The sequence below is a fragment of the Pseudomonas sp. BN414 genome (assembly GCF_029871275.1).
GTDB lineage: Bacteria > Pseudomonadota > Gammaproteobacteria > Pseudomonadales > Pseudomonadaceae > Metapseudomonas > Metapseudomonas resinovorans_C.
The window spans coordinates 281,125-307,104 of the sequence record NZ_SSOL01000076.1 but is presented as its reverse complement, the minus strand read 5'-3'; the positions used below and the strand labels follow the sequence as shown (position 1 = coordinate 307,104).

The 25,980-nt window shown below is 62.8% G+C and carries 27 protein-coding genes; 11 read left to right on the top strand and 16 right to left on the bottom strand.

Annotated elements, in window-relative coordinates; genetic code table 11:
- Positions 1 to 212: hypothetical protein (locus E8E95_RS25285; RefSeq protein WP_280354755.1), on the top strand; the 212-nt coding region annotated here is incomplete at its 5' end.
- Positions 213 to 302: 90 nt separating this feature from the next.
- Here E8E95_RS25285 and tyrS read toward each other — a convergent pair.
- Positions 303 to 1,502, bottom strand: coding sequence for a tyrosine--tRNA ligase (gene tyrS / locus E8E95_RS25280; protein WP_280354754.1), 1,200 nt, complete (start codon positions 1,500 to 1,502; stop codon positions 303 to 305).
- A 180-nt stretch (positions 1,503 to 1,682) separates the two neighbouring features.
- On the opposite strand from tyrS, the gene E8E95_RS25275 reads away from it, so the two are divergent.
- Positions 1,683 to 3,125 (top strand): peptidoglycan DD-metalloendopeptidase family protein, encoded by a 1,443-nt coding sequence (locus E8E95_RS25275; RefSeq protein WP_280354752.1) that lies wholly within the window; start codon positions 1,683 to 1,685, stop codon positions 3,123 to 3,125.
- Positions 3,126 to 3,129: 4 nt separating this feature from the next.
- Positions 3,130 to 4,221, top strand: a complete 1,092-nt coding sequence (locus tag E8E95_RS25270; RefSeq protein ID WP_280354751.1) for an anhydro-N-acetylmuramic acid kinase — start codon at positions 3,130 to 3,132, stop codon at positions 4,219 to 4,221.
- Between the two features lie 58 nt (positions 4,222 to 4,279).
- On the opposite strand, the gene erpA is transcribed toward E8E95_RS25270, so the two are convergent.
- Both erpA and argC read right to left on the bottom strand, forming a co-directional pair.
- Positions 4,280 to 4,630: an iron-sulfur cluster insertion protein ErpA gene (gene erpA, locus E8E95_RS25265; protein WP_179058143.1), complete on the bottom strand. Its 351-nt coding sequence runs from the start codon at positions 4,628 to 4,630 to the stop codon at positions 4,280 to 4,282.
- Positions 4,631 to 4,781: 151 nt separating this feature from the next.
- A complete protein-coding gene (gene argC, locus E8E95_RS25260) occupies positions 4,782 to 5,816 on the bottom strand; it encodes an N-acetyl-gamma-glutamyl-phosphate reductase (RefSeq protein WP_280354749.1) in 1,035 nt (344 codons plus the stop codon).
- 133 nt (positions 5,817 to 5,949) lie between these two features.
- On the opposite strand from argC, the gene hemJ reads away from it, so the two are divergent.
- The 5 genes from hemJ to E8E95_RS25235 all read left to right on the top strand — a co-directional run bounded on the left by hemJ (position 5,950) and on the right by E8E95_RS25235 (position 10,593).
- Positions 5,950 to 6,375, top strand: coding sequence for a protoporphyrinogen oxidase HemJ (gene hemJ / locus E8E95_RS25255; protein WP_179058141.1), 426 nt, complete (start codon positions 5,950 to 5,952; stop codon positions 6,373 to 6,375).
- Between the two features lie 22 nt (positions 6,376 to 6,397).
- On the top strand, positions 6,398 to 7,360 hold the full coding sequence (locus E8E95_RS25250; RefSeq protein WP_280354748.1) for a nitronate monooxygenase family protein: 963 nt from the start codon (positions 6,398 to 6,400) through the stop codon (positions 7,358 to 7,360).
- Entirely contained in the window at positions 7,357 to 8,616 is a 1,260-nt protein-coding gene (locus E8E95_RS25245) for an alanine racemase (RefSeq protein ID WP_280354747.1), read from the top strand. Before E8E95_RS25250 ends, E8E95_RS25245 begins: the two co-directional genes overlap by 4 nt.
- A 93-nt stretch (positions 8,617 to 8,709) precedes the next feature.
- On the top strand, positions 8,710 to 9,750 hold the full coding sequence (locus tag E8E95_RS25240) for a DUF805 domain-containing protein (RefSeq protein ID WP_280354745.1): 1,041 nt from the start codon (positions 8,710 to 8,712) through the stop codon (positions 9,748 to 9,750).
- 54 nt (positions 9,751 to 9,804) lie between these two features.
- Positions 9,805 to 10,593: an SDR family oxidoreductase gene (locus E8E95_RS25235; protein ID WP_280354743.1), complete on the top strand. Its 789-nt coding sequence runs from the start codon at positions 9,805 to 9,807 to the stop codon at positions 10,591 to 10,593.
- 6 nt (positions 10,594 to 10,599) lie between these two features.
- On the opposite strand, the gene E8E95_RS25230 is transcribed toward E8E95_RS25235, so the two are convergent.
- Positions 10,600 to 12,081 (bottom strand): AAA family ATPase, encoded by a 1,482-nt coding sequence (locus E8E95_RS25230; RefSeq protein ID WP_280354741.1) that lies wholly within the window; start codon positions 12,079 to 12,081, stop codon positions 10,600 to 10,602.
- Positions 12,082 to 12,171: 90 nt separating this feature from the next.
- On the opposite strand from E8E95_RS25230, the gene E8E95_RS25225 reads away from it, so the two are divergent.
- The gene (locus E8E95_RS25225) at positions 12,172 to 12,510 is read left to right on the top strand and encodes a histidine triad nucleotide-binding protein (protein WP_280354739.1); all 339 of its coding nucleotides are present in this window, start codon (positions 12,172 to 12,174) and stop codon (positions 12,508 to 12,510) included.
- Between the two features lie 85 nt (positions 12,511 to 12,595).
- Positions 12,596 to 13,243 (top strand): 2-polyprenyl-3-methyl-6-methoxy-1,4-benzoquinone monooxygenase, encoded by a 648-nt coding sequence (coq7, locus tag E8E95_RS25220; protein WP_077522756.1) that lies wholly within the window; start codon positions 12,596 to 12,598, stop codon positions 13,241 to 13,243.
- Positions 13,244 to 13,304: 61 nt separating this feature from the next.
- Here the strand turns inward: coq7 and speD are convergent, their stop codons facing one another.
- Positions 13,305 to 14,099, bottom strand: coding sequence for an adenosylmethionine decarboxylase (gene speD, locus E8E95_RS25215; protein ID WP_280354737.1), 795 nt, complete (start codon positions 14,097 to 14,099; stop codon positions 13,305 to 13,307).
- Positions 14,100 to 14,386: 287 nt separating this feature from the next.
- The gene (locus E8E95_RS25210; protein WP_179058133.1) at positions 14,387 to 14,809 is read right to left on the bottom strand and encodes an OsmC family protein; all 423 of its coding nucleotides are present in this window, start codon (positions 14,807 to 14,809) and stop codon (positions 14,387 to 14,389) included.
- A gap of 226 nt (positions 14,810 to 15,035) precedes the next feature.
- On the opposite strand from E8E95_RS25210, the gene crp reads away from it, so the two are divergent.
- Positions 15,036 to 15,680: a cAMP-activated global transcriptional regulator CRP gene (gene crp / locus E8E95_RS25205; RefSeq protein WP_028631060.1), complete on the top strand. Its 645-nt coding sequence runs from the start codon at positions 15,036 to 15,038 to the stop codon at positions 15,678 to 15,680.
- A gap of 61 nt (positions 15,681 to 15,741) precedes the next feature.
- Here crp and trpC read toward each other — a convergent pair whose 3' ends face one another.
- The 10 genes from trpC to E8E95_RS25155 all read right to left on the bottom strand — a co-directional run bounded on the left by trpC (position 15,742) and on the right by E8E95_RS25155 (position 25,854).
- The gene (gene trpC, locus E8E95_RS25200) at positions 15,742 to 16,578 is read right to left on the bottom strand and encodes an indole-3-glycerol phosphate synthase TrpC (RefSeq protein WP_280354735.1); all 837 of its coding nucleotides are present in this window, start codon (positions 16,576 to 16,578) and stop codon (positions 15,742 to 15,744) included.
- Positions 16,575 to 17,624, bottom strand: coding sequence for an anthranilate phosphoribosyltransferase (gene trpD, locus E8E95_RS25195; protein WP_280354733.1), 1,050 nt, complete (start codon positions 17,622 to 17,624; stop codon positions 16,575 to 16,577). The genes trpC and trpD overlap by 4 nt, the downstream gene beginning before the upstream one ends.
- Positions 17,624 to 18,217, bottom strand: a complete 594-nt coding sequence (locus tag E8E95_RS25190; protein WP_280354732.1) for an aminodeoxychorismate/anthranilate synthase component II — start codon at positions 18,215 to 18,217, stop codon at positions 17,624 to 17,626. Before E8E95_RS25190 ends, trpD begins: the two co-directional genes overlap by 1 nt.
- A gap of 10 nt (positions 18,218 to 18,227) precedes the next feature.
- Complete coding sequence (trpE, locus tag E8E95_RS25185) at positions 18,228 to 19,715, bottom strand: anthranilate synthase component I (RefSeq protein WP_280354731.1); 1,488 nt, start codon at positions 19,713 to 19,715, stop codon at positions 18,228 to 18,230.
- 93 nt (positions 19,716 to 19,808) lie between these two features.
- Entirely contained in the window at positions 19,809 to 20,648 is an 840-nt protein-coding gene (locus E8E95_RS25180) for a phosphoglycolate phosphatase (RefSeq protein ID WP_280354730.1), read from the bottom strand.
- 1 nt (position 20,649) lies between these two features.
- Positions 20,650 to 21,318 (bottom strand): ribulose-phosphate 3-epimerase, encoded by a 669-nt coding sequence (rpe, locus tag E8E95_RS25175; protein ID WP_280354728.1) that lies wholly within the window; start codon positions 21,316 to 21,318, stop codon positions 20,650 to 20,652.
- Between the two features lie 143 nt (positions 21,319 to 21,461).
- The gene (locus E8E95_RS25170) at positions 21,462 to 22,289 is read right to left on the bottom strand and encodes an ABC transporter permease (RefSeq protein ID WP_077520870.1); all 828 of its coding nucleotides are present in this window, start codon (positions 22,287 to 22,289) and stop codon (positions 21,462 to 21,464) included.
- A 13-nt stretch (positions 22,290 to 22,302) separates the two neighbouring features.
- Complete coding sequence (locus E8E95_RS25165; RefSeq protein WP_280354725.1) at positions 22,303 to 23,550, bottom strand: ABC transporter permease; 1,248 nt, start codon at positions 23,548 to 23,550, stop codon at positions 22,303 to 22,305.
- Positions 23,551 to 23,663: 113 nt separating this feature from the next.
- Entirely contained in the window at positions 23,664 to 24,695 is a 1,032-nt protein-coding gene (locus E8E95_RS25160; RefSeq protein ID WP_077520866.1) for an ABC transporter substrate-binding protein, read from the bottom strand.
- A 49-nt stretch (positions 24,696 to 24,744) separates the two neighbouring features.
- Complete coding sequence (locus tag E8E95_RS25155; protein WP_179058125.1) at positions 24,745 to 25,854, bottom strand: ABC transporter ATP-binding protein; 1,110 nt, start codon at positions 25,852 to 25,854, stop codon at positions 24,745 to 24,747.
- Positions 25,855 to 25,980 lie beyond the last annotated feature (126 nt).

Genomic DNA, 25,980 nt, shown 5'->3' with positions numbered 1-25,980 from the left:
GCAGCCTTTCTTACTGTCAAGCTGTTTTTCGAAATTTTCGTTTCTACTCAACCGCTTGCGCTTTCGATCCGATTCACTCTTCTCGTCAGCGGGAGGCGCATTCTACAGCGTTCAAACTCGCTGTCAACACCTCCTGTTCAGCTTCATTCGCCAGTGGCGAACCTCTCGAAGCGGAACCTTCCGACACTCTCTCCAAACATTCAACTCATTGATCTACAAGGAGTTTTGCTTGGCGACTGCGCCGGAAGTGGGGCGCATTATAGGGATGCAAAATCTGCCGTCAACAACTTTCTGAAGTCTTTTTACTCTGTAGCCAGAGATACACGCGCAAAGGACTTCTTGCCGGCCTGCAACACGTGAGTCGCACCCAGCTTGAAGACGAAGCCGCGATCCACTACCTCGCCATCTACACGAACACCACCAGCCCCCAGCAGATCACGAGCTACCGCAGCGTTCTTTACCAGGCCCGCCTTATTAAGGACGGATGCGATGGGCATATCTTCGGCAGCGGACAACTGAACCTCAGGCAGGTCGAGCGGCAGCTCGCCTTCCTTCATACGGTTACCCGCCGAACGATGAGCAGAGGCAGCGGCTTCTTCGCCATGGAAGCGAGCCACGATCTCCTCGGCCAGCTTGATCTTGATGTCGCGCGGATTGGCGCCCGCTTCTACATCGCGCTTGAACTGCTCGATCTCTTCCATGGAGCGGAAGCTCAGCAGCTCAAAGTAGCGCCACATCAGCTGATCCGGAATGGACACCAGCTTGTTGTACATGACGCCCGGCGCTTCCTGGATACCTACGTAGTTACCCAGGGACTTGGACATCTTCTTCACGCCATCCAGACCTTCCAGCAACGGCATGGTCAGGATGCACTGGGACTCCTGCCCATAGGCGCGCTGCAATTCACGCCCCATCAGCAGGTTGAATTTCTGGTCGGTACCGCCCAGCTCCACGTCCGCACGCAACGCCACAGAGTCGTAACCCTGAACGAGCGGATAGAGGAACTCGTGGATCGCGATGGGCTGATTAGTGCTGTAGCGCTTGTTGAAGTCATCGCGCTCGAGCATGCGTGCAACCGTGTACTGCGACGCGAGGCGAATGAAATCAGCCGGACTCAGCTGGTCCATCCAGGTGGAGTTGAAGGCCACCTCGGTCTTGGCCGGATCGAGGATCTTGAACACCTGGGCCTTGTAGGTCTCGGCGTTATCCAGGACCTGCTCGCGAGTCAGCGGAGGGCGGGTAGCGCTCTTGCCACTGGGGTCGCCGATCATCCCGGTGAAGTCACCGATCAGGAAGATCACCTGATGCCCCAGCTCCTGGAACTGGCGCAGCTTATTAATAAGGACGGTGTGCCCCAGGTGAAGATCAGGAGCAGTCGGATCAAAGCCCGCCTTGATGCGCAGCGGCTGGCCACGCTTGAGCTTTTCGACCAGCTCGGATTCGACCAGGACCTCTTCCGCACCGCGCTTGATCAGCGCCAGCTGCTCTTCAACCGACTTCATGACAGGACTCGTAGACCATGGATAGACAAAGGGGAACCAACCATACAAGATCGCGAACTAATTACAAGTTTTGCGCCCAGCCCCATGCCAGTCAGCGGAAGGCACCAATCCAAGGTTGCCTAGGGCGGATTTTGATTATATTTTAGGCAGTTAGTTCATATTCCAAAAACACCACACGCCATGACGCATTCAGTACCTAAAGCGCCGCCGCCATACCCGAAGAGCCACTTGCTGGCTGCAAGCGGTGTGGCTGCGCTGCTCAGCCTGGCCCTGCTGGTGTTCCCGTCTCGCGAGGTCGAGGCGAAGAAGACCTACATCAATCTGGAGCTGGAGAACGGCTCGGAGATGGTGACCCAGGAGAAGGACGATCTCCGACAAGGTCCCGCTGCCGGGGATGAGGGTCTCTCGCCATTCGCCAAGATCGAGAACCCAGCCGAGAACCAGAACAGCGCCGAGAAAGACGCGGATAAGAAGAAAGAAGTAGCTACCGCTCCCGCTACCGTACAGACGCCTACCGATCCCAGTCTCAAGACTGCGACCGTGGGCAACGGCGACACTTTGTCCACGGTGTTTGCCAAGGTCGGCCTGTCCGCCAACGTTCTGCACGACGTCCTGAACAGCAGCAAGGACGCCAAGCAGCTGAGCCGCCTGAAGGTTGGCCAGAGCTTCGAGTTCAAGCTGAACCCCAAGGGTGAGCTCGAGAAGATCAGCACCAAGCTGAGCGGTCTCGAAAGCGTTCACCTCGAAAAGACTTCCAAGGGTTACGCCTTCAAGCGTGACCTGATCAAGCCGGAGCTCCGCTCGGCTTATGCTCGCGGCGTAATCGACAGCTCCCTGTTCCTGTCCGCCAAGCGCGCCGGTCTGTCCCATGACCTGACCATGGATCTGGCCAACATCTTCGGCTACGACATCGACTTCGCCCTCGACATCCGCGAAGGCGACGAATTCGAAATGATCTACGAAGAGAAAGTGGTCGAGGGCAAGAAAGTCGGTAGCGGCGAAATCCTCGCGGCTCGCTTCACCAACCGGGGCAAGACCTTCTCTGCAGTCCGCTACGTAGACAAGCAAGGCACCGCCAGCTATCTGCGCGGTGACGGCACTGCCATGCGCAAGGCCTTCATCCGCACCCCGGTGGACTTTGCACGGATCAGCTCGCGCTTCTCCAACGGCCGCCGCCATCCGGTCCTGAACAAGATCCGCGCTCACAAAGGCGTGGACTATGCAGCACCTCGTGGCACTCCGATCAAGGCCACCGGTGACGGCAAGATCGTCCTGGCAGGCCGCCGCGGTGGCTACGGCAACGCCGTGATTATCCAGCACGGCAGCAAATACAAGACGCTGTACGGACACATGCAAGGCTTTGCCAAGGGTATTCGTACCGGTGGCAGCGTGAAGCAGGGCCAGATCATCGGCTACGTGGGCACTACCGGTCTCTCCACCGGCCCGCACCTGCACTACGAGTTCCAGGTGAACGGCGTGCACGTCGATCCGCTGGGCGTGAAGCTGCCCATGGCCGATCCGCTGATGGCCAGCGAGAAGAAGCGCTTCCTGCAAATGACCCAGCCGCTGATGGCGCGGATGGATCAGGAAAAGGCCAGCATGCTGGCCTTGAACAAGCGCTGATCCGATGCCGCGCTACCTGGGGGTGATGTCCGGGACCAGCCTTGATGGCCTGGACATCGCTCTGGTCGAACAGACCGATCGCATCGCCCTCCTCGATACCCACTACATCCCCATGCCCAGCTCGCTGCGCAGCGAGCTACTGGCACTCTGCGCCTCCGGCCCGGACGAACTGGCCCGTGCCGCACTGGCGGAGAACGGCTGGGTCGAACTGGCCGCTACCGGCATCAATGCCTTGCTGGTTCGCAACAACCTGGGCGCCAAGGACATTCGCGCCATTGGCAGCCACGGCCAGACAGTACGCCACGAGCCCGCACGCGGTTTCACGGTCCAGATCGGCAATCCAGCCCTGCTCGCTGAGCTGACCGGCATCACCGTGGTCGGCGACTTCCGCCGCCGCGATGTCGCTGCCGGCGGCCAGGGAGCACCGCTTGTGCCGGCATTCCACGAATCGCTCTTCGGAGACGCCAACAGCCACCGTGCGGTGCTCAACGTGGGTGGTTTTAGCAACCTGAGCCTTATCGAACCGGGCAAACCGGTCCATGGATTCGATTGTGGTCCGGGGAACGTCCTGCTGGATGCCTGGATTCATCTCCAGCGCGGCGACAGCTACGACCGCAATGGCGACTGGGCGGCAAGCGGTACGCTGCAACAGCGCTTGCTGGACACCCTCTCGGGTGATGCCTTCTTCACCACGCGTGGTCCCAAGAGCACCGGACGTGAGTTGTTCAATCTCGGCTGGCTCCAGTCGCACCTGGCTCGCCTTCCGAAATTCAAACCTGAGGATGTGCAGGCCACTCTGCTCGAACTCACCGCCCAGAGCATCACCGATGCCCTCCGCGCTGCGCAGTCGAAGACCGATGACCTCCTGGTCTGTGGGGGCGGGGCTCACAACGGCCAGTTGATGCTGCGCCTCGCGACCCTGCTACCCGGTACCCAAGTCCGCAGCACCGCAGATTTCGGCGTGGACCCGGACTGGGTCGAAGCCATGGCCTTTGCCTGGCTCGCACACTGCTGCCTCGAAGGGATTCCCACCAATCGCCCCAGCGTCACTGGCGCCAGGGGGCTGCGTATCCTCGGCGCGATCTACCCCGCCTGACCCGCAAACGAAAACGCCGTGCCCAAGGGCACGGCGTTTTGTTGAATTCAGACGAGGTTCAGATCGAGAAGGACGAACCGCAGCCGCAGGTGGTGGTGGCATTCGGGTTCTTGATCACGAAACGCGAACCCTCGAGGCCTTCCTGGTAATCGACTTCGGCACCCGCCAGGTACTGGAAGCTCATCGGGTCGACCACAAGGCTCACGCCGTCGCGCTCGACAATGGTGTCATCGTCAGACACGTCTTCATCGAAAGTGAAACCGTACTGGAAGCCCGAGCAGCCGCCACCGGTGACGAACACACGGAGTTTCAGGCGCGGGTTGCCCTCTTCATCGACCAGGTTCTTCACCTTGCTGGCCGCGCTATCGGTAAACATCAGGGCTGAAGGGGTGAAGGTTTCGACGCTCATGCTGCAACTCTCCCGGCTTGACGCCGCCATACTGCGCTAAGGCGAGGCATTATCCGCTTACCCTAGAAAACTGGTCAACTATTAAGCGATTTGACCCACGATCGGGATCAGAGTGCGGCGCCGGTGATACCGCTACCGGCGCCGCAGACCATCAGGGCAGCAGCGCGGCGTGGGACAGGCCCAGGCGCTCCTCGAGGCCGAACATGATGTTGAGGTTCTGCACAGCCTGGCCGGACGCGCCCTTGACGAGGTTGTCGATGACCGAAAGCACCACCACCAGGTCGCCGCCCTGGGGACGGTGGACCGCAATACGGCAAACGTTGGCACCACGGACGCTACGGGTTTCCGGATGACTGCCGGCCGGCATCACATCGACGAAAGGTTCGTTGGCGTAGCGTTTCTCGAACAGGGCCTGCAGATCGACGGTCTTGTCCGCGACATTCGCGTAGAGGGTCGCGTGAATGCCACGGATCATCGGCGTCAGGTGCGGGACGAAGGTCAGGCCGACCGCGCCACCGGCAGCACGGCGCAGGCCCTGGCTGATTTCCGGCAGATGGCGGTGCCCCTTCACGGAGTACGCCATCATGCTCTCGCCCGCTTCGCAGAACAGCGAGCCCACCTTGGCGCCACGACCCGCGCCGCTGACGCCGGATTTGCAGTCAGCAATCAGTTGCGTGGTGTCGGCCAGACCGGCCTCCAGCAGCGGAATGAACCCGAGCTGGGTAGCCGTCGGGTAGCAACCCGGGACAGCGATCAGACGCGCGCCCTTGATGGCTTCGCGATTCACTTCCGGCAGGCCGTAAACGGCTTCCGGCAGCAGCGCGGGCGCGCCGTGGGGCTGGCCGTACCACTTGGCCCACTCTTCAGCGTCCTGCAGGCGGAAGTCGGCAGAAAGGTCGATCACGCGAGTGCCGGCGTCCAGCAGTTCACCCGCCAGGGCATGAGCAACGCCGTGCGGCGTCGCGAAGAAGACAACGTCGCAGCCGCCCAACGTAGCCACATCGGGCACGCTGAACGCGAGGTTGTCGTAATGGCCGCGCAGGTTCGGATACATATCGGCGACCTTCACCCCAGCCTCGGATCGCGAGGTGATTACCGCGACTTCCGCGTGCGGATGCTGAGCCAGCAGACGCAGCAGTTCGACACCGGTGTAGCCCGTGCCGCCGACGATTCCGACCTTGACCATCACTTGCCCCTCAAAGAACCGATTGGAAAGCTGCCGATGATAAGGCCGCATCGGCCAGGGGCCAACCGCCGAGGTGACGTGCGGCCGCTCCAACCTCTACTATCCGGGCAATCTGCCTGATGGAAACCGTCCCATGCTCTATCTGTGGCTCAAGGCCCTGCACATCATTGCCATCGTCTGCTGGTTCGCTGGCCTGTTCTACCTGCCCCGTCTCTTCGTCTACCACGCCCAGGCCGAGGACGAACCCAGCCGCGAACGCTTCAAGATCATGGAGCGCAAGCTGTACCGCGGCATCATGGGCCCATCGATGATCGCCACCCTGGTGTTCGGTATCTGGATGCTCTATCTCAACCCGGGCTGGCTCAGCCAGGGCTGGCTGCACGCCAAGCTCACCCTGGTCGTCCTGCTGATTGGCTATCACCACGCCTGCGGTTCGCTGCTCAAGCGCTTCGCGCGCGGAGAGAATCGCCGTGGTCACGTGTTCTATCGCTGGTTCAACGAAGTCCCGGTGCTGTTCCTGATCGCCATTGTCATCCTGGTGGTGGTCAAGCCCTTCTGACCCTGACAAAGAGGAATGCCAGATGTCCCTGCCCGCCCTGCTCGAACAACGCCTGCGCTTGCCGATCGTAGCTGCGCCGATGTTCCTGGTGTCCAACCCCAAGCTGGTCCTGGCCTGCTGCAACAATGGCATCGTCGGCAGCTTTCCTGCGCTCAACCAGCGCGAGAGCAGCGGTTTCCGCGCCTGGCTCGACGAGATCGAAGCCTCGCTCGCAGCGGATGCAGCCCCCTATGCGGTGAACCTCATCGTCCACCACAGCAACCCACGGGTGCAGGCGGACCTGGCCATCTGCGTGGAAAAGCGCGTCCCGATCATCATCACCAGCCTGGGCGCCGTGAAGGAAGTGGTCGACGCCGTGCATAGCTATGGCGGCCTGGTATTCCACGACGTAACCACCCGGCGCCATGCGGAAAAGGCCGCTGAAGCCGGTGTGGACGGCCTGATCGCGGTCGCTGCCGGTGCCGGCGGCCATGCCGGCACCTGGAGCCCGTTCGCGCTGATCGCCGAAATTCGCCAGTTCTTCGACAAAACGCTGCTGCTCGCCGGCTGCCTCAACCACGGCCACGAAATCTTCGCGGCACAGATGCTCGGCGCCGACCTGGCCTATCTCGGCACCCGCTTCATCGCCACTCAGCAGAGCGATGCCGAAACCCGCTACAAGCAGATGATCCTCGACGCCCGTGCCGCCGACATCATCCACACGCCAGCTGTTTCCGGCGTTCCCGCCAGCTTCATGCGCCAAAGCCTGGAAGCGGCCGGCTATGACATGAAGCGCCTCGCCGACAAAGGCAGCATCGACTACGGTGAGAAGCTGAAACCGGTCAGTGACGAAGCCAAGGCCTGGAAGACCGTGTGGTCCGCCGGCCAGGGCGTCGGCAACATCCGCGACCTGCCGACCGTGGACGAACTCATCGCCCGCCTCGACCAGGAATACCGCGCCGCGCGTGACAAGTCCGGGCAATTGGGCCAACGCTGGGCGCGATGAGGCGACGCACACTGCTCGGAATTGGTGCACTCGGCGCGCTGGGCATCTGGGCGGCGCGCCCGTCCGATCATGGCCGCCCCCACGACGCCTACTTCGCACACCTGAACCAGCTGCTGCGTGAAGACGGTGGCGGCGTACCGCAGATGATCATCGACCTCGACCGTCTGGACGCCAACGCCGACGTGCTTGCCGCCAGGCTTGGCCCACGCCCGCTGCGGCTGGTAGCCAAGTCATTGGCGTCTGGCGGATTGCTCGATTACCTGTCGCGCCGCCTGAACTGCACGCGTTTCATGGTTTTCCACCAACCGCAACTGAACCAATTGGCTCGACTCTTCCCTGCGGCCGACCTTCTGCTCGGCAAACCCCTGCCCGCCGCCGCAGCCTTGGCCTTCTACCAGCAGTTACCCCATCACCGCGGATTCGATCCGAGCCATCAGGTGACCTGGCTTGTGGATAGCACCCAGCGCCTGCAGGAGTACACCGAGCTGAGCCGCGCGCTTGGCCAGCCTCTGCAAGTTGCCCTGGAGATCGACATCGGCCTCGCACGCGGCGGATTCGCCACACCCCAAGAACTGGCCAGCGCCCTTGCGCAGATGGACGCGGCCGCGTCGCCATTGAAACTGCGCGGGCTGATGGGATACGACGCCCAGGTCGCCCACGCGCCATTCTGGGTCGGCACGGACAAGGCGTTGAGTGAGAGCAACGCGCGCTATCAGGCATTCATCCAGGCAGCCCGGACATCCCCGCTCTGGCCACGGGATTCCCTGCTGAATGGCGGCGGCAGTCAGACCTACCCGCTGCATGCCAATGGCGACAGCCCGTTGAACGAGGTAGCGGTGGGTTCCGCGCTGCTCAAGCCTGCCGCTTTCGACAGTGAGTTGCTCCGGGAACACCACGCGGCCCTGTGGATAGCCAGCCCTGTGCTCAAGGTGCTCGATGCCGCCCTGCCCTATCTGGATAGCATCCAGGGCCTTCTGCAGGGCTGGAACCCCAATCGCCAGCGCGCCCATTATCTGTACGGTGGCAACTGGCAGGCGAAACCTGTCTCCCCTTCCGGGCTCGCGTACGACAGCCTCTATGGTCGCAGCGCCAACCAGGAACGCCTGATCGGCTCCGTAGCCACGGGACTCGCCGTGGACGACTGGATCTTCCTGCGCCCCGAGCAATCCGAAGGCACCCTTGGTGAGTTCGCTGACCTGCGCCTGCTGCGCCGCGGCAATCTGGTTGGACGCTGGAATCCACTGAGCCTGGCCTAAGGCCAGTTTTTGTGCGCCAGGCCGCTTGTGCCGTGGGCCAGAGCGCAATTACGCTGTGCCATCATTCTTTCTGTCGCTGACAAGGACGCCCGCATGACCGAAGCCCGCTTCAAAATCGTCTTCGATGGAGAGCCCATGCCCGGCGTGGCACTGGAGACCGTCAAGGAAAACCTCGCCCGCCTGTTCAAGAGCGACACCAGCAAGATCGACAGCCTGTTCGGTGGCCGTAGCGTCGCCCTGAAGCGCGACCTGGTGGAAGCCGAGGCAGACAAGTATCTCGCCGCACTGCAACGCGCCGGCGCGAAGGTGCGCAAGGAGCAGGACATTGCAGCCGGACTTAGCCTGGTGGCCACGGACGATCATCCGGACCCTGTCGCCACTGCTGCCGTGGAAAGCAGCTCTGGTACGGACACCATGAGCTGCCCGAAATGCGGACACGAGCAGGCCAAGGCAGCAGAGTGCCAGGCCTGCGGCGTCATCATCGACAAGTATCTGGCCCGTCAGGCGCAATTGGCGGAAGAGCCGGCGGTGGTGAAAACGTCTGTCACCAACAACGAAGCGGCCTCTCCTTACGCGCCTCCCAGGGCACAGGTCGGCGAACATCTGCCGGAATTCGGGGAACTGAAAGTCTTTGGCACCAGCGGCCGGATCGGCCGGGTACGCTACCTCGGCTGGAGCATGGCGCTGATGCTGGCGTTCCTGCCGATAGGCGGGGTGATCCTCGGCAGCTTCGCACTCTCCGACGCCTTGGCGGGGCTGCTGACCCTGGTAGCCTGCCTTGCCCTAGTGGTGGTCAGCGTCTGCATCGGCGTGCAGCGCCTCCACGATATCGGCTGGTCCGGCTGGCTCTGGCTGCTTAACTTCGTCCCGATCGTTGGCAGCGTGTTCGCCCTGCTGATGCTCTTCATGCCCGGTACCGACGGCCCCAACCGTTACGGGCCGCCGCCGCCACCCAATAGCCGCGCGGTAAAAGTGCTGGCATGGCTGATCATTTTGGTGCCGGTTATCGGTATAGTCGCCGCCATTTCGTTACCGGCCTACCAGGACTATCTGATGCGCGCCCAGATGGGCGATGCCGCTAGCTTCGAACAGCCGGCCGATGCGCCCGCTCTCGAAGACGAGTCCGCAGAGTAAGCAACCTCCCGGGGCCGGTGTTGTCCAACCCGGTCCTGTTATGGAGAACCCCAGATGCCTCGTTATGCCTTGATCACCGGTGCCTCCAGCGGTATTGGCCTGGCTCTGGCCGAGGCACTGGCGCGACGCGGTCGGCACCTGTTGCTGGTCGCGCGGAATCGGGAAGCGCTCGAAAGTATCGCCTGCGAACTGACACAGCGTTTCGGCGTGGAAGTGCTGTTCCGCTATTGCGATCTGGCCGAACCCCTTCATGTATCCGGCCTGCTGATGGACCTGGAACAAGGCGAGCGGGAAATAGACCTGCTGGTGAACAACGCCGGCATCGGCTCCTCCGGGGCGTTCGTCGGCCAGGACTGGGGGCGCGAGCAGGAACTGATCGAACTGAACATCCTCGCCCTCGCGCGACTCTGTCATGGCATCGGCGGCCTGATGGCGCGACAGGGCGGTGGGCAGATCCTCAATGTCGCCTCGGTAGCGGGCTTCCAGCCGGGCGCATGGATGAGCAACTACTACGCAAGCAAGGCTTACGTGCTGAATTTTTCCGAAGGTTTGCGCGAGGAGTTGCGACCGCGCGGCGTGAAAGTCTCCGTGCTATGCCCCGGCCCCACCCGCACAGCCTTCTTCCGCGGCGCTCAGATGGAAGTCGGGAGCCTCGCAGGCAGCAAGCTGATGATGAGCCCGGAAGAAGTGGCGCTGATCACCTTACGCGCGCTGGAAAAGAACCGCGCGATCATCATCCCCGGCTGGCGCAACCGGCTGGCTGCGCAGTTGCCGCGACTGGCACCACGCTGGCTGGTGCGCAGCCTGGTGGGCCGGATCAATCGCCGCTTCGCCCAGCCCTGATCAGCCTCAATCCGCCTTCACGCACCGTCCATCCGCCCACGCACGCAGGTTCGCCAACTGCTCGGCCATCAGCACCGAAAGCGGTGCCGTTCCCTTGAGCTCGCGTAGCAGCAGGGCTTGGTCAGCCGGGCATTGCTGGGCTTGTGACGCATAGAGCATTCCCACGACGGCCTGCTCGATCTCGGCCCCCGAGAAACCATCACTGGCGGCAACCAGCTGGTGCAGGTCGAACTGCGCCGGGTCCAGCTCGCGACGAACGAGGTGGATGCGGAAGATTTCGGCACGAACCTCGGGCTGCGGCAGATCGACGAAGAACAGCTCGTCGAAACGCCCCTTGCGCAGCAACTCCGGCGGCAGGCGATCGATCGCGTTGGCGGTTGCGACCATGAACACCGGCGCCTTGCGCTCCGCCATCCAGGTCAGCAGGGTCCCCAGTACGCGCTGGCTCACGCCGCCATCGTGGTCGCCGCTAGCCAACCCCTTCTCCACCTCGTCCATCCACAACACGCAAGGCGCCATCTGCTCGGCAAGCTTCAGGGCCTCGCGCAGGTTGCGTTCGGTCTCGCCGAAAAACTTGTTGTACAGGCAGGCGAAGTCCAGACGCAGCAGCGGTAAGCCCCAGAGTCCGGCCACGGCCTTGGCCGCCAGGCTCTTGCCACCGCCCTGCACGCCGACCAGCAGAACGCCCTTCGGCCGATCAAGCGCTTTCTCATCCAGCACCGCAGCCTGACGCTCGGCCAGCCAGCGCTTGAGATTGGCCAACCCGCCTACTTCGGCGAACCGGGCGGTCTCGTATTCGAAGCTGAGAACGCCTTCAAGATCCAGCAACTGGAACTTGGCCTTGTTCAGTTCAGGCAGGTCCTCCTGGGTGATTGCACCGTCGTCGCAGATCACGTTGCGCGCCAGCGCGCGCGCCTCGCCATGGCTCATGCCGCGCAGGTTCTTCACCACCTGTTGCAGGGTACGGTTGTCGGTTCGGACCCGGGCGCCACGATTGCGCTCGCTCCAGCGTGAAGCCTCTTCCCGGACGATGCTCAACAGCTCGTCTTCATTGGGCAGCGCCAAGTCGAAGCGAGCGGCGTAGCGCTGGACTTCCGGCGGCAGCTTCAGCGCGTGCGAAACCAGCACCAGCGTCGGCTTGTGATTGCCCTCCGCCATGGCCACCTCCTTGAGCAGGCGCACCACCTTGGGATTCTCGCCAAGGAACGGATGCAGGTCGCACATCACATAGAGGTTTGGCTGCGGATCGGCCTTGATCAGCTTCAGTGCCGTTTCCGGTTCGCGACTGTCATTTTCGCCCAGGCTCTCGCCACCGAAACCCAGACGCTGCAGCCCTTCGCTGATGGCCCAGGTGAAAAGCCCGAGTCCCCGTTTGACCGCCAGGCTGGTGAGCGTTTCCAGCACCCGCCGCTCGTCCCATGACTCGATCAGGATCAGCTTCACGCGTGAATCCAGCACCAGGCCGAGGTCGTGGATATCGTTCTTCACAGGGGCTCCTTGTGGGCGTCGGCCAGCGCTGGCCGGGGCAATCGCTCGCCGTTAAACTCGGGACTTCTTATATCAGGCCGGAGAATTCCCGTGGACTGTCTGTTCTGCAAAATCGCCGCCGGACAAATTCCCGCTCGCACACTCTACGAGGATGACCAGGTCGTCGCCTTCCACGACATTTCGCCGCAGGCCCCTGTGCACTTCCTGGTGATTCCGAAGAAGCACATCCCCACCCTCACCGACCTCACCGAAGACGACAAGGCCCTGGTCGGCCATATTGCCTACACCGCCCAGCGCCTGGCCCAGGAGCAAGGTTGCGACCAGGGCTTCCGCCTGGTGATGAACTGCAACGAACAGGGTGGCCAGACCGTCTTTCACATCCACATGCATGTGCTCGGCCAGCGCCAGATGCACTGGCCGCCGGGCTGATCCCATCGGCCGGGGCCTGATACCGGTCAAGCCTCGGTCATCCCCTTGCGCTAGAATGCCCGCCGATATTCCACGGAGGTGCCGCATGGCCAGCGAACGTTCCTATTCCCCCGCCGACCGCCTGTTGCTACAGGCCGATGCCGCGCTGCGTACGCTGCTGCCGTTCACCGGCCAGCCTTTCCGCCCCTCCCCTGCCGAAGGCCAGGCCGACGCCGAACTCAAACCCGAGGACGCTCGCCATATTGCCGGGCTGATGCGGATCAACCACACCGGAGAGGTCTGCGCCCAGGCGCTCTATCAGGGCCAGGCACTGACCGCCAAGTTGCCGGAAGTGCGCGAGGCCATGGAGCACGCGGCGGAAGAAGAAGTCGATCATCTGGCCTGGTGCGAACAACGCATTCGCGAACTCGGCAGCCGCCCGAGCGTCCTCAACCCGATCTTCTATGGCCTGTCCTTTGGCGTCGGCGCCGTGGCCGGCCTGATCAGCGACCGGATCAGCCTGGGTTTCGTCGCAGCCACTGAAGACCAGGTATGCAAGCACCTCGATGAGCACCTGGAACAGCTGCCGGCCGAGGACGCCAAGTCGCGAGCCATCCTCGAGCAGATGCGTACCGACGAGGAACAGCACGCCAATAGCGCCCTGGAAGCGGGCGGCCTGCGTTTCCCCGCGCCGGTGAAGTTCGGCATGACGCTGTTGTCGAAGGTCATGACCAAGAGCACCTACCGGGTCTGAACCCCGTATATGAAAAAAGGGCGCCCTAGGGCGCCCTTTTCGTTTCCACCGCGAAGCGGCCTCAGTGAGGCACGTTCCGCGCGTAGAAGATTTCCAGCATTTCGTGGCGCACGCGCTCTTCGACTTCCTTGCGCTGGGCAGGCGTCAAGTTGCGGGTGGCGTCACCGAACAGGTAGTTCTCCAGCTCGAAGTCCTTGAGCAGCATCTTCGTGTGGAACATGTTCTCCTGGTACACGTTGACGTCCGTCATCTGGTAGGCGTCCTGGGTGTCGTCGGAGAGGTAGTTCTGGATCGAGTTGATCTCGTGGTCGATGAAGTGCTTCTTGCCTTCCACGTCACGGGTGAAGCCGCGCACGCGGTAGTCCACGGTGACGATGTCCGAATCGAACTGGTGGATCAGGTAGTTGAGCGCCTTCAGCGGGGAGATCACGCCGCAAGTAGAGACATCGATGTCCACCCGGAAGGTGGCGATACCCGACACCGGATGGATTTCCGGGTAGGTATGAACGGTGATGTGGCTCTTGTCGAGGTGCGCCAGGATGGTCTCCGGCAGCGGGCCCGGAGATTCCTCGATCTGGCTGTCGGTGGGCGTCACCGGCTGCTCGGAGATGAGGATGGTCACGCTCGCACCCTGGGGATCGTAATCCTGGCGGGCGATGTTGAGGATGTTGGCACCGATGATATCGACTACGTCGGTGAGGATCTGGGTCAGGCGTTCGGCGTCGTACTCTTCGTCGATGTACTGGACGTAGGCCTGCTGGTCCTCGGGGGTTTCCGCGTAGCAGATGTCATAGATGTTGAAGCTCAAGGTCTTTGTCAGGTTGTTGAACCCGTGGAGCTTGAGTTTGCTTTTCACCGTTGAGAGCTCTCTGTGCATATGCGGCTCTGCCGCGTGGTTGAGCATGCCCGTCAGAAGCGCACGACACTTCTGCGTAGGACGGTTTACACCTCTTCGCGTTGGCGATTGTGGTCGTAGGTTCGGGGCCCGATGCCCCGGAAATTGGAAGGGGGCGAATTATGCAGACGACGGGCGCCGTCTGCCAGAGTTTGCCGCGCAAATATGATGGCCGGATGTCTTCGGACAACCGGCCATCGGCCCAAGGTTCAGGGCGTTTTCACGATCGCGCGCGCTGGAACGGGTGCTCAGCCCAGTTCGACGATCTCGTAGTCATGGGTGATCTCGACGCCGGCCCGGCCGAGCATGATCGAGGCCGAGCAGTATTTCTCGGCGGACAGTTCCACGGCGCGTTTGACTTGCGCCTCTTTGAGGCCCCGGCCCTTAACCACGAAATGCACGTGGATCTTGGTGAAGACCTTGGGGTCTTCGCTGGCGCGCTCGGCATCGAGGAAGGCTTCACAGCTTTCCACGGGCTGGCGGGATTTCTTCAGGATGCTCACCACGTCGAAGTTGGTGCAGCCGCCCAGGCCGAGCAGCAGCATTTCCATGGGACGCACGCCCAGGTTACGACCACCGGACTCGGGCGGACCGTCCATCACCACCACATGGCCGCTGCCGGATTCGCCAAGGAACAGGGCTTCGCCCGCCCATTGGATGCGTGCTTTCATCGCCTGGAACTCCGCTCGGAAAAAGGTGCGGTAGCTTATCACAGCGCCTTTTCCACACCGGGCCTCAAATAGTTCCTGAGCAGGTGTTAGGTGCGTCGCAAAATCACATTGTCGAATGGGGGAGCTCTGTTAAGCTGGCGCCGGATTACTGGCACACTTGGCCGGACAACTATTAGAAAATTGCCTGTTTGACAAAGGCTTACCTTCTCTTTTTCGGGACTCGGGCATGGTCGCAATTACCCTTACACCAAAAATAAAGAGCCTGGACAAAATACTCGCGCATTGTCACCGCCGCCGTTACACGGCCAAGAGCACCATCATCTATGCCGGTGACCGTTGTGAAACCCTCTTCTTCATCATCAAGGGCTCCGTCACCATCCTGATTGAGGACGACGACGGTCGCGAGATGATCATCGCCTACCTCAATGCCGGAGACTTCTTTGGCGAGATGGGCCTGTTCGAGAAAGAGGGTGCGGAGAAGGAGCGCAGCGCCTGGGTCCGCGCCAAGACAGAATGCGAAGTGGCTGAACTGAGCTACGCCAAGTTCCGCGAACTCACCCAGCAAGACCCGGAAATCCTCTATGCACTGGGCAGCCAGATGGCTGACCGCCTGCGCAACACCACGCGCAAGGTGGGCGACCTGGCCTTCCTCGATGTCACCGGCCGCGTTGCGCGCACCTTGCTCGACCTGTGCAAGCAGCCCGATGCCATGACCCATCCGGACGGCATGCAGATCAAGATCACGCGTCAGGAAATTGGCCGGATCGTGGGCTGCTCCCGCGAGATGGTCGGCCGCGTGCTCAAGAGCCTGGAAGAACAGGGTCTGGTGCACGTAAAGGGCAAAACGATGGTGGTTTTTGGCACCCGCTGAGAACCCCAAATGAAAAAGCCGGCGCAAGCCGGCTTTTTCATTTCTGGAGGACCGAACCGGATCAATCCGGATCGATGCCCGCCACGACGCGGTTGCGGTCGGGGAAGAACAGCCGGCCCAGCTCGACGCCTGGCTCTTCAGCGCGCATGAACGCCTCGCCCACCAGGAATGCGTAAACACCGCTGACTTCCATCAGTTCCACGTCGGCGCGGTTGAGGATGCCGCTCTCGGTGATGACCAGGCGATCGCGCGGAATGCGCGGCAGCAGGTCGAGGGTGTTTTCCAGGCTGACCTCGAAGGTGTGAAGGTTGCGGTTGTTGATGCCCACCAGCGGGGTGTCCAGGCAGTTCAACGCGCGATCCAGTTCGTCACCGTCATGCACTTCCACCAGCACGTCGAGGCCGACGTCCTTGGCGGTGGCTGCCAGCTCCTTCATACGCACGTCGTCCAGCGCGGACACGATCAGCAGGATGCAGTCGGCGCCAATGGCACGAGCTTCGACCACCTGGTAGGGGTCGATCATGAAGTCCTTGCGGATCACCGGCAGGGAGCAGGCGGCACGCGCCTCCTGCAGATAGGCATCGGCACCCTGGAAGAAGTCGACGTCGGTGAGCACCGACAGGCAGGCGGCGCCGCCCGCTTCGTAGCTCTTGGCGATCAGCGCAGGATTGAAGTTCTCGCGCAGTACACCCTTGCTCGGCGAGGCTTTCTTCACTTCGGCGATCACCGCCGGCTCGTGGCGCTCGGCGCGTTCCAGCAGCGCGCGGGCGAAACCACGGGGAGCGTCGGCGGAGCGCGCCAGCGCCTCGACCTCGGCCAGGGAAACGCGGGCACGACGCTCGGCCACTTCCTCGGCCTTGCGTGCCAGGATCTTCTCAAGAACGGTTGGGATGCTCACGCTTCATTCTCCACTCGGAACACCGCGGTAAAGGAGGCCAGTTCGTCCAGCTTCTCGCGGGCGAGGCCTGTGTGCAGAGCGTCCTGTGCCAGACGCACACCTTCTTTCAGGTTGGAGGCCAGGTCAGCGGCATAGAGCGCAGCGCCGGCATTCAGCACGATCATGTCGGCGGCCTTCTGGCCGTTCTCGGTCTTGCGCCTGCCCAGGGCATCACGGATCAGCTCCAGGGATTCCTGCGGGCTGCCGACGGTCAGGCCGATCAGGCTTTGGCTCTTGATGCCGAAGTCCTCGGGCTGGATCTGGTACTCGGTCACTTCGCCGTTCTTCAGCTCCGCAACATGGGTCGGCGCCGCGAGGCTCACCTCGTCCAGACCATCGCGCGAATGCACGACAAGAATGTGATCGCTGCCCAGGCGCTTGAGCACCTCGGCCAGCGGACGGCACAGCGCCTGGCTGAACACGCCCACCACCTGGTGCTTCACACCGGCCGGATTCGTAAGCGGGCCAAGCATGTTGAACAGGGTACGCAGACCCAGCTCACGACGCGGACCGGCGGCATATTTCATGGCCTTGTGATGGACCTGGGCGAACATGAAGCCGACGCCGATGCTCTCGATGCAACGGGCGACCTGCTCGGGCTTGAGGTCAAGGTAGATGCCGGCGGCTTCGAGTACGTCGGCGCTGCCGGTCTTGCCGGAAACCGCCCGGTTGCCGTGCTTGGCGACCTTGCCGCCCGCCGCCGCGACCACGAAGGTGGCGGCGGAAGACACGTTGAAGATGTTGGCGCCATCGCCACCGGTACCGACCACATCCACCACGTGCTTGAGGGTGGAAAGTTCGACGCGGACCGCCAGCTCACGCATCACCGAAACGGCGCCGACGATTTCCTCGATGGTCTCGCTCTTCATGCGCATGCCCATGAGGAACGCGCCGATCTGCGCATCAGTGCACTGGCCGGTCATGATCAGGCGCATCACGTCCTGCATTTCTTCGGTGGTCAGGTCCAGTTGGTTGACCACCCGGTTCAGGGCTTCCTTGATGTCCATCAGCGCACTCCGCCGGTCTGCTTGAGGAAGTTGGCCAGAAGTTCGTGGCCCTGTTCGGTAAGGATGGACTCCGGATGGAACTGCACACCCTCGATATTCAGCGTTTTGTGACGCAGCCCCATGATCTCGTCGACGCTGCCGTCGGCATGCTGGGTCCAGGCGGTCACTTCCAGCTCGTCGGGCAGGGTCTCCAGCTTCACCACCAGGGAGTGGTAGCGGGTGACCGTCAGCGGGTGGTTCAGGCCCTCGAAGACGCCCTGGTCCTTGTGGAACACCGGACTCGTCTTGCCATGCATGGCCTGGCGCGCACGCACCACGTCGCCACCGAAAGCCTGGCCGATGCTCTGGTGACCCAGGCAGACGCCGAGGATCGGCAGCTTGCCGGCGAAGTGGCGGATCACCTCCAGCGACACGCCCGCCTCGTTGGGCGTGCAGGGGCCAGGGGAGACGACGATGCGTTCCGGGTTCAGCGCCTCGATCTCGGCGACGGAGAGCTCGTCGTTGCGGATCACATGCACGTCCGCGCCCAGCTCACCGAGGTACTGCACCACGTTGTAGGTAAAGGAATCGTAGTTGTCGATCATCAGCAGCATGGTGCAATCCTCAGGCGTCGGTCTTGGCGGTCTGTTCGGCGAGAGCCACGGCACGGAACATGGCGCGGCGCTTGTTCAGCGTCTCTTCCCATTCCAGTGCAGGGACCGAGTCGGCGACGATGCCGGCGCCGGCCTGTACGTGCAGCTCGCCGTCCTTGATGACCGCCGTGCGGATCGCGATGGCAGTGTCCATGTTGCCGTTCCAGGCCAGGTAACCCACGGCGCCGCCGTAGACGCCACGTTTGACCGGTTCGAGGTCGTCGATGATCTCCATGGCGCGGATTTTCGGTGCGCCGGAGAGGGTGCCGGCCGGCAGGATGGCGCGCAGCGCTTCCATTGCGGAGATGCCTTCCTTGAGCTGGCCGGTGACGTTGGAAACGATGTGCATCACGTTGGAGTAACGCTCGATCACCATCTTCTCGGTGACCTTGACGCTGCCCGTGCTGGCGACACGACCGACGTCGTTGCGGCCAAGGTCGATCAGCATCAGGTGCTCGGCGAGCTCCTTGGCGTCGGAGAGCAGGTCTTCTTCCAGTGCGCGGTCGGCTTCCTCGGTCGCGCCACGCGGGCGGGTGCCGGCGATCGGGCGCACGGTGACCAGGCCATCCTCGACACGCACCAGCACCTCCGGCGAGCTGCCCACGACGTGGAAATCACCGAAGTTGAAGAAGTACATATAAGGAGTGGGGTTGAAGCAGCGCAGGGCGCGGTACAGATCGATGGGCGCAGCCTGGAAGGGAATCGACATGCGTTGGGAAATCACCACCTGCATGCAGTCGCCAGCCAGGATGTATTCCTTGATCTCGCGCACCGATTGCTCGTAATCCTCGCGGCTGAAGCTGGAGCGGAAGTCCGGCTCGCCGCCAACCGGCATGCTCGGGTCCACGCCCAGGCGCGGCACCACGGGCTGACGCAGCTTCTGGCGAATTTCCACCAGACGTGCCTGACCCTTCTCATAGGCATCGGGCTGGGTCGGGTCGACCAGGACGATGGCGTGCAACTTGCCGGCGAGGTTGTCGAACACGATCACGGCGTCCGAAACCATCAGCAGGATGTCCGGCGTGCCCAGCGGGTCAGGGTTCGGGCAATTGGCCAGGCGTTTCTCGACGTAGCGCACGCAGTCGTAGCCGAAGTAACCCACCAGGCCGCCGTTGAAACGCGGCAGGCCGGCGATGGGCGCTACCTGGTAGCGCTCCTTGAAGGCTTCGACGAAGGCCAGCGGGTCTTCGCAATCGTGGGATTCCACCTCGACATCGTCGACGCTGACGCTGACCTTCAGGCCATGAGCGCGCAGCACCGTGCGGCTTTGCAGGCCGATGATGGAGTAGCGCCCCCATTTCTCACCGCCCTGCACGGACTCCAGCAGGTAGGAGTACGGGGTATCAGCGAGCTTCAAATAAAGGGAAAGGGGGGTGTCGAAATCCGCCAGGGTCTCGAACGCAAGCGGAATGCGGTTGTAGCCTTCGGCGGCCAAACGCAGGAATTCTTCGCGGGTCATGATCAGCCTCATGGGGCGGGGAACCCCTTTTAGGGGTTCCGGGAGATAAAGACGTCGGTGTGAAAGCGCGCCGGAGTATCCGGCCAGAATGAATTAGGCGCGCCAGCGCCAACGGGCGACGGCCTTGATGATCTTCATTCCGGCTCGTTCGAGCCAATGCTTGCAGGGAACCACCACGTTTCTGTCTCGTTGAGGCGAATTGTCGGAGGAGTTCGGCGACATTAGCGCAGCGCCGTGGGCGGCGCAACCGCCGGGAAGCAGCTCTCGCAGGTCATCAACGACCAGCGCTGGTTCCTCTTCGGCGATGGGCCGGCCGTGGTTATAGCCGTAGCTCAGCGCCACGCATTTCACCCCGGCGGCCTTGGCGGCGAGCACGTCATTGCGCGAATCGCCGACGAACAATGCCTCGCTGCGACTGACCCCGGTCATGTGCATCACATGAAGCAGCGCAGCCGGATCGGGTTTCTGCTGCGGCAGCGTGTCGCCGGCGATGATCAGCGGGAAATAGCGGCCCAGCTTCATCTCGTCCAGCAAGGGAGCGACGAAGCGCTCGGGCTTGTTGGTGATCAACGCCAGTTCCACGCCCTTCTTCTTCAGCCACTTCAGGGTTTCCGCCACACCGGGGTAGACGGTGGTCAGCGCATGACTGTCGGCGTAGGCCTCCATGAACAGCTCCAGGCCGCGCTCGGCATCGCTATCATGCACGGTGGAATGATCGAGGCCGCCAGCCAGCGCGCGGCGCACCAGCACCCGGGCGCCGTTGCCGACCCACTCGCGGACCTGTTCGATGCCCGCCACCGGGCGCCCCAGGGCGACCAGCATGCGGTCGACGGCGGCGGCGAGATCCGGCACGGAGTCCACCAGGGTCCCGTCCAGGTCGAACATCACCAGGCGTGGCAGGTGCCCATCGAACAGCCGGTGCAACGTTCCCATATCAGACCTGGGCCAGCTCGGCGCGCATGGCGGCAATGACCTCGGCGTAGTCCGGCGTATTGAAGATGGCCGAGCCGGCGACGAAGGTGTCGGCGCCTGCGGCGGCGATCTCACGGATGTTCTTCACGTTGACGCCACCGTCGATCTCCAGGCGGATGTCACGACCGGATGCGTCGATCAGGGCACGCGCCTCGCGCAGTTTGTCGAGGGTGCCGGGGATGAACTTCTGCCCACCGAAGCCGGGGTTGACGCTCATCAGCAGGATCATGTCGACCTTGTCCATCACGTACTTCAGCACGTCCAGCGGGGTGGCCGGATTGAACACCAGGCCGGCCTTGGCACCGCCGTCACGGATCAGCTGCAGGGAACGATCGACGTGCAGGGTGGCTTCCGGGTGGAAGGTGACGTAAGTCGCGCCGGCTTCGATGAAGTCGCCGATGATACGGTCCACGGGCGAAACCATCAGGTGCGCATCGATGGGCGCGGTGATGCCGTACTTGCGCAGCGCCGAGCAGACCATGGGGCCGATGGTCAGGTTGGGCACATAGTGGTTGTCCATCACGTCGAAGTGAACGATGTCGGCGCCGGCGGCGAGAACGTTCTCCACTTCCTCGCCCAGGCGGGCGAAATCGGCGGAAAGGATCGACGGTGCGATGGCGAAGGGCTGCATGGCTGACCTCAGGGGCGGAATCACGGTGGCGCGAATTGTAGCCGGGATGGATGGCGCGCGGGGATTCGACCGATGACTGAGGCGAGGCAGAAAAAAACCTGCCCGCGACGGGGACGCGGGCAGGTTGAAGGTTGGAGAAGTTCTTACTCCGGCACGGAGGTGCGCATGCGCTCGCTGCGGCCGCGCAGCCATTCCAGTACCAGCAGCAGCGCGATTGAGAAGCCGATCAGCAGGGTCGCGGCGGCGGCGATGGTGGGGCTGAGGTTCTCGCGGATACCGCTGAACATCTGCCGCGGCAGGGTGGCCTGTTCGGGGCCGGCGAGGAACAGGGTCACCACCACTTCGTCGAAGGAGGTGGCGAAGGCGAACAGCGCCCCCGAGATCACCCCCGGCGCGATCAGCGGCAGGGTTACCTTGAAGAACGCGGTCAGCGGCGGCGCGCCCAGGCTGGCGGCGGCGCGCACCAGGTTGTAGTTGAAGCCCTGCAGGGTCGCCGACACCGTGATGATCACGAACGGCACACCCAGCACGGCATGCACCAGGATCAGCGACAGGTAGCTGTTACCCAGGCCCAACGGGGCGAAGAACAGGTAGCTGGCCACGCCGATGATCACCACCGGCACCACCATCGGCGAAATCAGCAGGCTCATCACCAGCGCCTTGCCGCGGAATTCGCCACGGGTCAGGCCGATGGACGCCAGGGTGCCGAAGACCATCGCCAGCACGGTCGCCGCCGGGGCGACGATCATGCTGTTGGTCAGCGAGCGCATCCACTCCGCCGAGTTGAAGAAGTCGGCATACCAACGCAGGGAGAAGCCCTGCAGCGGGTAGACCAGGAAGGTGCCGGAGTTGAACGACAGCGGGATGATCACCAGCACCGGCAGGATCAGGAACAGCAGCACCAGGCCGCAGAGGCCGCGCAGCGTGTAGAACCACAGGCGCTCGACCGGGGACATGTAGGGACTCAGCATTTTCTTGTTCTCCTCAACCGAGACGCAGGCGGCCAGCGCCCACCAGCCAGCTGTAGACCACATAGAGGATCAGGGTGGCGAACAGCAGCATGCCGCCCAGGGCCGTGGCCATGCCCCAGTTGATGGTGGTGTTGGTGAAGAAGGCAACGAAGTAGCTGACCATCTGGTCGTTCGGGCTGCCCAGCAGTGCCGGCGTGATGTAGTAGCCGATGGACAGGATGAACACCAGCAGGCACCCGGCGCCGACGCCCGCGACGGTCTGCGGGAAGTACACCTTCCAGAAGCTGGCGAAGGGATGGCAGCCGAGGGAGATCGCCGCACGCATGTAGCTGGGGGAAATGCCCTTCATCACGCTGTAGATCGGCAGGATCATGAACGGCAGCATGATGTGCACCATGGCGATATAGACACCGGTGCGGTTGAACACCAGCTGCAACGGCTGGTCGATCAGGCCGAGCTTGAGCAGCGCGCCGTTGATCAGGCCGCCGGACTGCAACAGCACGATCCACGCTGCAACGCGCACCAGGATGGAGGTCCAGAACGGCAGCAGCACCAGGATCATCAGCAGGTTGCTCTTGCGCGTCGGCAGGTTGGCCAGCAGGTAGGCCAGCGGATAGGCCAGCAACAGGCAGATCACAGTGATCACTGCGCCCATCCAGAAGGTACGGGCGAAGATATCCAGGTAGATGGCCTGGTCCGGGGTGGCCGGGGCCACTTCGCCCAGGTCATCGATGCGATGGTCGAGGGCGGCCAGCAGGTAATAGGGGGTCAGGTTGCTGGCGTTGCGACGAATCGCCTGCCAGTACGCGGGGTCGCCCCAGCGCTCGTCCAGGCTTTCCAGCGCGTCCTTGTAGGAGGCCGGTTCGGTCTTGAACGGGAGGGCGCGGGCGGTCTTGGCCATCAGGCTGCGGTAGCCGGCCAGTTCCATGTTCAGGCGCTTGGAAAGGTCGCCGATAGTCTGGTTCTTGCGCGCCGCAGCGAGATCTTCGGCCAGCGCTTTGTACACCGGTTCGGCGGGCAGCGCCTTGCCATCCCAGCCGGAAATGGCCTCTACGGTGCGCGGCATGGAGCCGACCACTTCCGGATTGTTCACGCTCTTGTAGAGCAGCGCGCCAATGGGCACCAGGAAGGTCAGCAGGAGGAAAATCAGCAGCGGCAGGATCAGCGCCTGGGACTTCAGGCGGTTCATCCGCTCGGCTCGGGCGAGGCGCTGCTTGAGGCTGGGGCCGGCGACCTCGTTCAGGGGCACTGCAGTGGCCATGGCGAACTCCGTTGAAACAGGGTTGAACGTTCAGGCCCTAAGGCCAGGGTGAGGAAGAATTTCCCTCACCCCCAGCCCCTCTCCCAAAGGGAGAGGGGGAGTTGCAGCCGGACTTACTTGGCCGCCCAGGAGTTGAAGCGTTGCTCCAGTTGCTCGCCGTAGTCAGCCCAGAAGGTGACGTCCATGGCGACCTGGTCCTTGATGTTTTCCGGAGTGGTCGGCATGTCCTTCAGCAGGCCCTTGTCCAGCAGCGGCACCGCCTGGGTGTTGGCCGGACCGTAGGCGATGTTCTCGGAGTAGATCTTCTGCTGTTCGGGCTTGACCGAGAAGGCGATGAATTCCTTGGCCTTGTCGGCATCCTTGGCGCCTTTCGGGATGGCCCAGGAGTCGAAGTCGTAGATACCGCCGGTCCACACGACTTTCAGATTGCTTTCCTTCTGCACCGCAGCGATGCGGCCGTTGTAGGCGGAGCTCATGACCACGTCACCCGAGGCGAGGAACTGCGGCGGCTGGGCACCGGCTTCCCACCACTGGATGCTCGGCTTGATCTCGTCGAGTTTCTTGAAGGCGCGATCCTGGCCTTCCTTGGTGGCCAGCACGGTGTAGACGTCCTTGGGCGCAACGCCATCGGCCATCAGGGCGAATTCCAGGGTGTACTTGGCGCCCTTGCGCAGGCCGCGCTTGCCAGGGAACTTGTTCACGTCCCAGAAATCGGCCCAGCTGGTGGGAGCGGACTTCAGCTTGTCGGCGTTGTAGGCCAGCACGGTGGACCACACGAAGAAGCCGACGCCGCAAGGCTGGACGGCGCCGGGTACGAAGTCTTCAGCCTTGCCGAACTGGGCAGCATCCAGCTCTTCGAACAGGCCTTCGTCACAGCCGCGGGACAGCTCGGGCGACTCCACTTCCACCAGGTTCCAGGAGACGCTGTTGGTGTCGACCATGGCCTTCACCTTGGCCATTTCACCGTTGTATTCGCCTGCGATGATCTTGTTGCCGGTGCTCTGCTGGTAGGGCTCGTAGAACGCCTTGACCTGCGCATTCTTGTTGGCGCCACCGAAGGACACCACGGTCAGGTCGGCAGCCATTGCCTGGGTGGCGCAAGCCAACCCGAGGGCGATGGCGGTGAGTTTCAGGGATTTCGACATTGTTATTTTCTCCACAGTGCAGGGTTGCTAATGCCTTGGTGCCGCCGCGTCATTCCGCCAGAAGCGGGTCCAGTGCGCGGACGTGCTCCACTTGCCAGCCGAGCGGCACCACATCGCCTACCGCCAGTGCGGGGTCGAGCTCAGCAATAGGTTGCTTGACGAAGAAATCGGGCTTGCCGCAGACCTCCATGCGGATACGCACGTGGTCGCCCAGGTAGATGAACTCGGCGACGCGCCCGGAGAAACGGTTCACGCAGCTCTCGCTGTGACCGTTGATGCGTACGCGCTCGGGGCGGATCGACAGGGTCACCGGCTCGCCCGGCTGGCCGACGTTGATCGCCAGGGCCTCGACCTTCTCACCACGGCCCAGGCGCACGACGCAGCGCTCGCCATCGCGGCTTTCCAGCTGGCCGTTCAGGCGATTGTTCTCGCCGATGAAGTTGGCCACGAAGGTGTTCTTCGGCAGTTCGTAAAGCTCGCGCGGCGGAGCGATCTGCTGGATCTCGCCCTGGTGGAACACCGCGACGCGGTCGGACATGGTCAGCGCTTCGCCCTGGTCGTGGGTCACGTAGACCACGGTGACGCCCAGGCGTTGATGGATGTGCTTGATCTCCATCTGCATGTGCTCGCGCAGCTGCTTGTCCAGTGCACCGAGGGGTTCGTCCATCAGTACCAGTTGGGGCTCGAACACCAGGGCGCGGGCCAGGGCGACACGCTGCTGCTGGCCGCCGGAAAGCTGGCCGGGGTAGCGGTTGCGGAAGGTATCCAGCTGCACCATGGAGAGCGCACGCTTGACCCGCTCGCTGGCGTCGGTCTTGCTCATGCCGCGCACCGAGAGCGGGAAGGCCAGGTTCTCGGCCACCGTCATGTGCGGGAACAGCGCATAGTTCTGGAACACCATGCCGATGTCGCGCTTGTGCGGGGGGACGTTGTTGATGGAGCGACCGGCCAGGAGAATCTCGCCGCTGGTGGGGGTTTCGAACCCGGCGAGCATCATCAGGCTGGTGGTCTTGCCGGAGCCGGACGGCCCGAGCAGGGTGAGGAATTCGCCTTTGCGAATATCCAGGTTGAGGTCTTTGACGATCAGGGTCTCGCCGTCGTAGCTCTTCTGCACGCCGCGAAAGCTGACCAGGATGTCGTTGCCTTGTGTCTCGGCCATAACCGCACCTTTGTTTTTGTGTCTGCCGTAGAGGAAAGCGTAGAGAACGCGGCAGACCACGCAAATCGGGCGGTATGAGAGATTGCTATAAGGCTTGGAGAGGATTCCTTGTAGGGATCGCCCTAC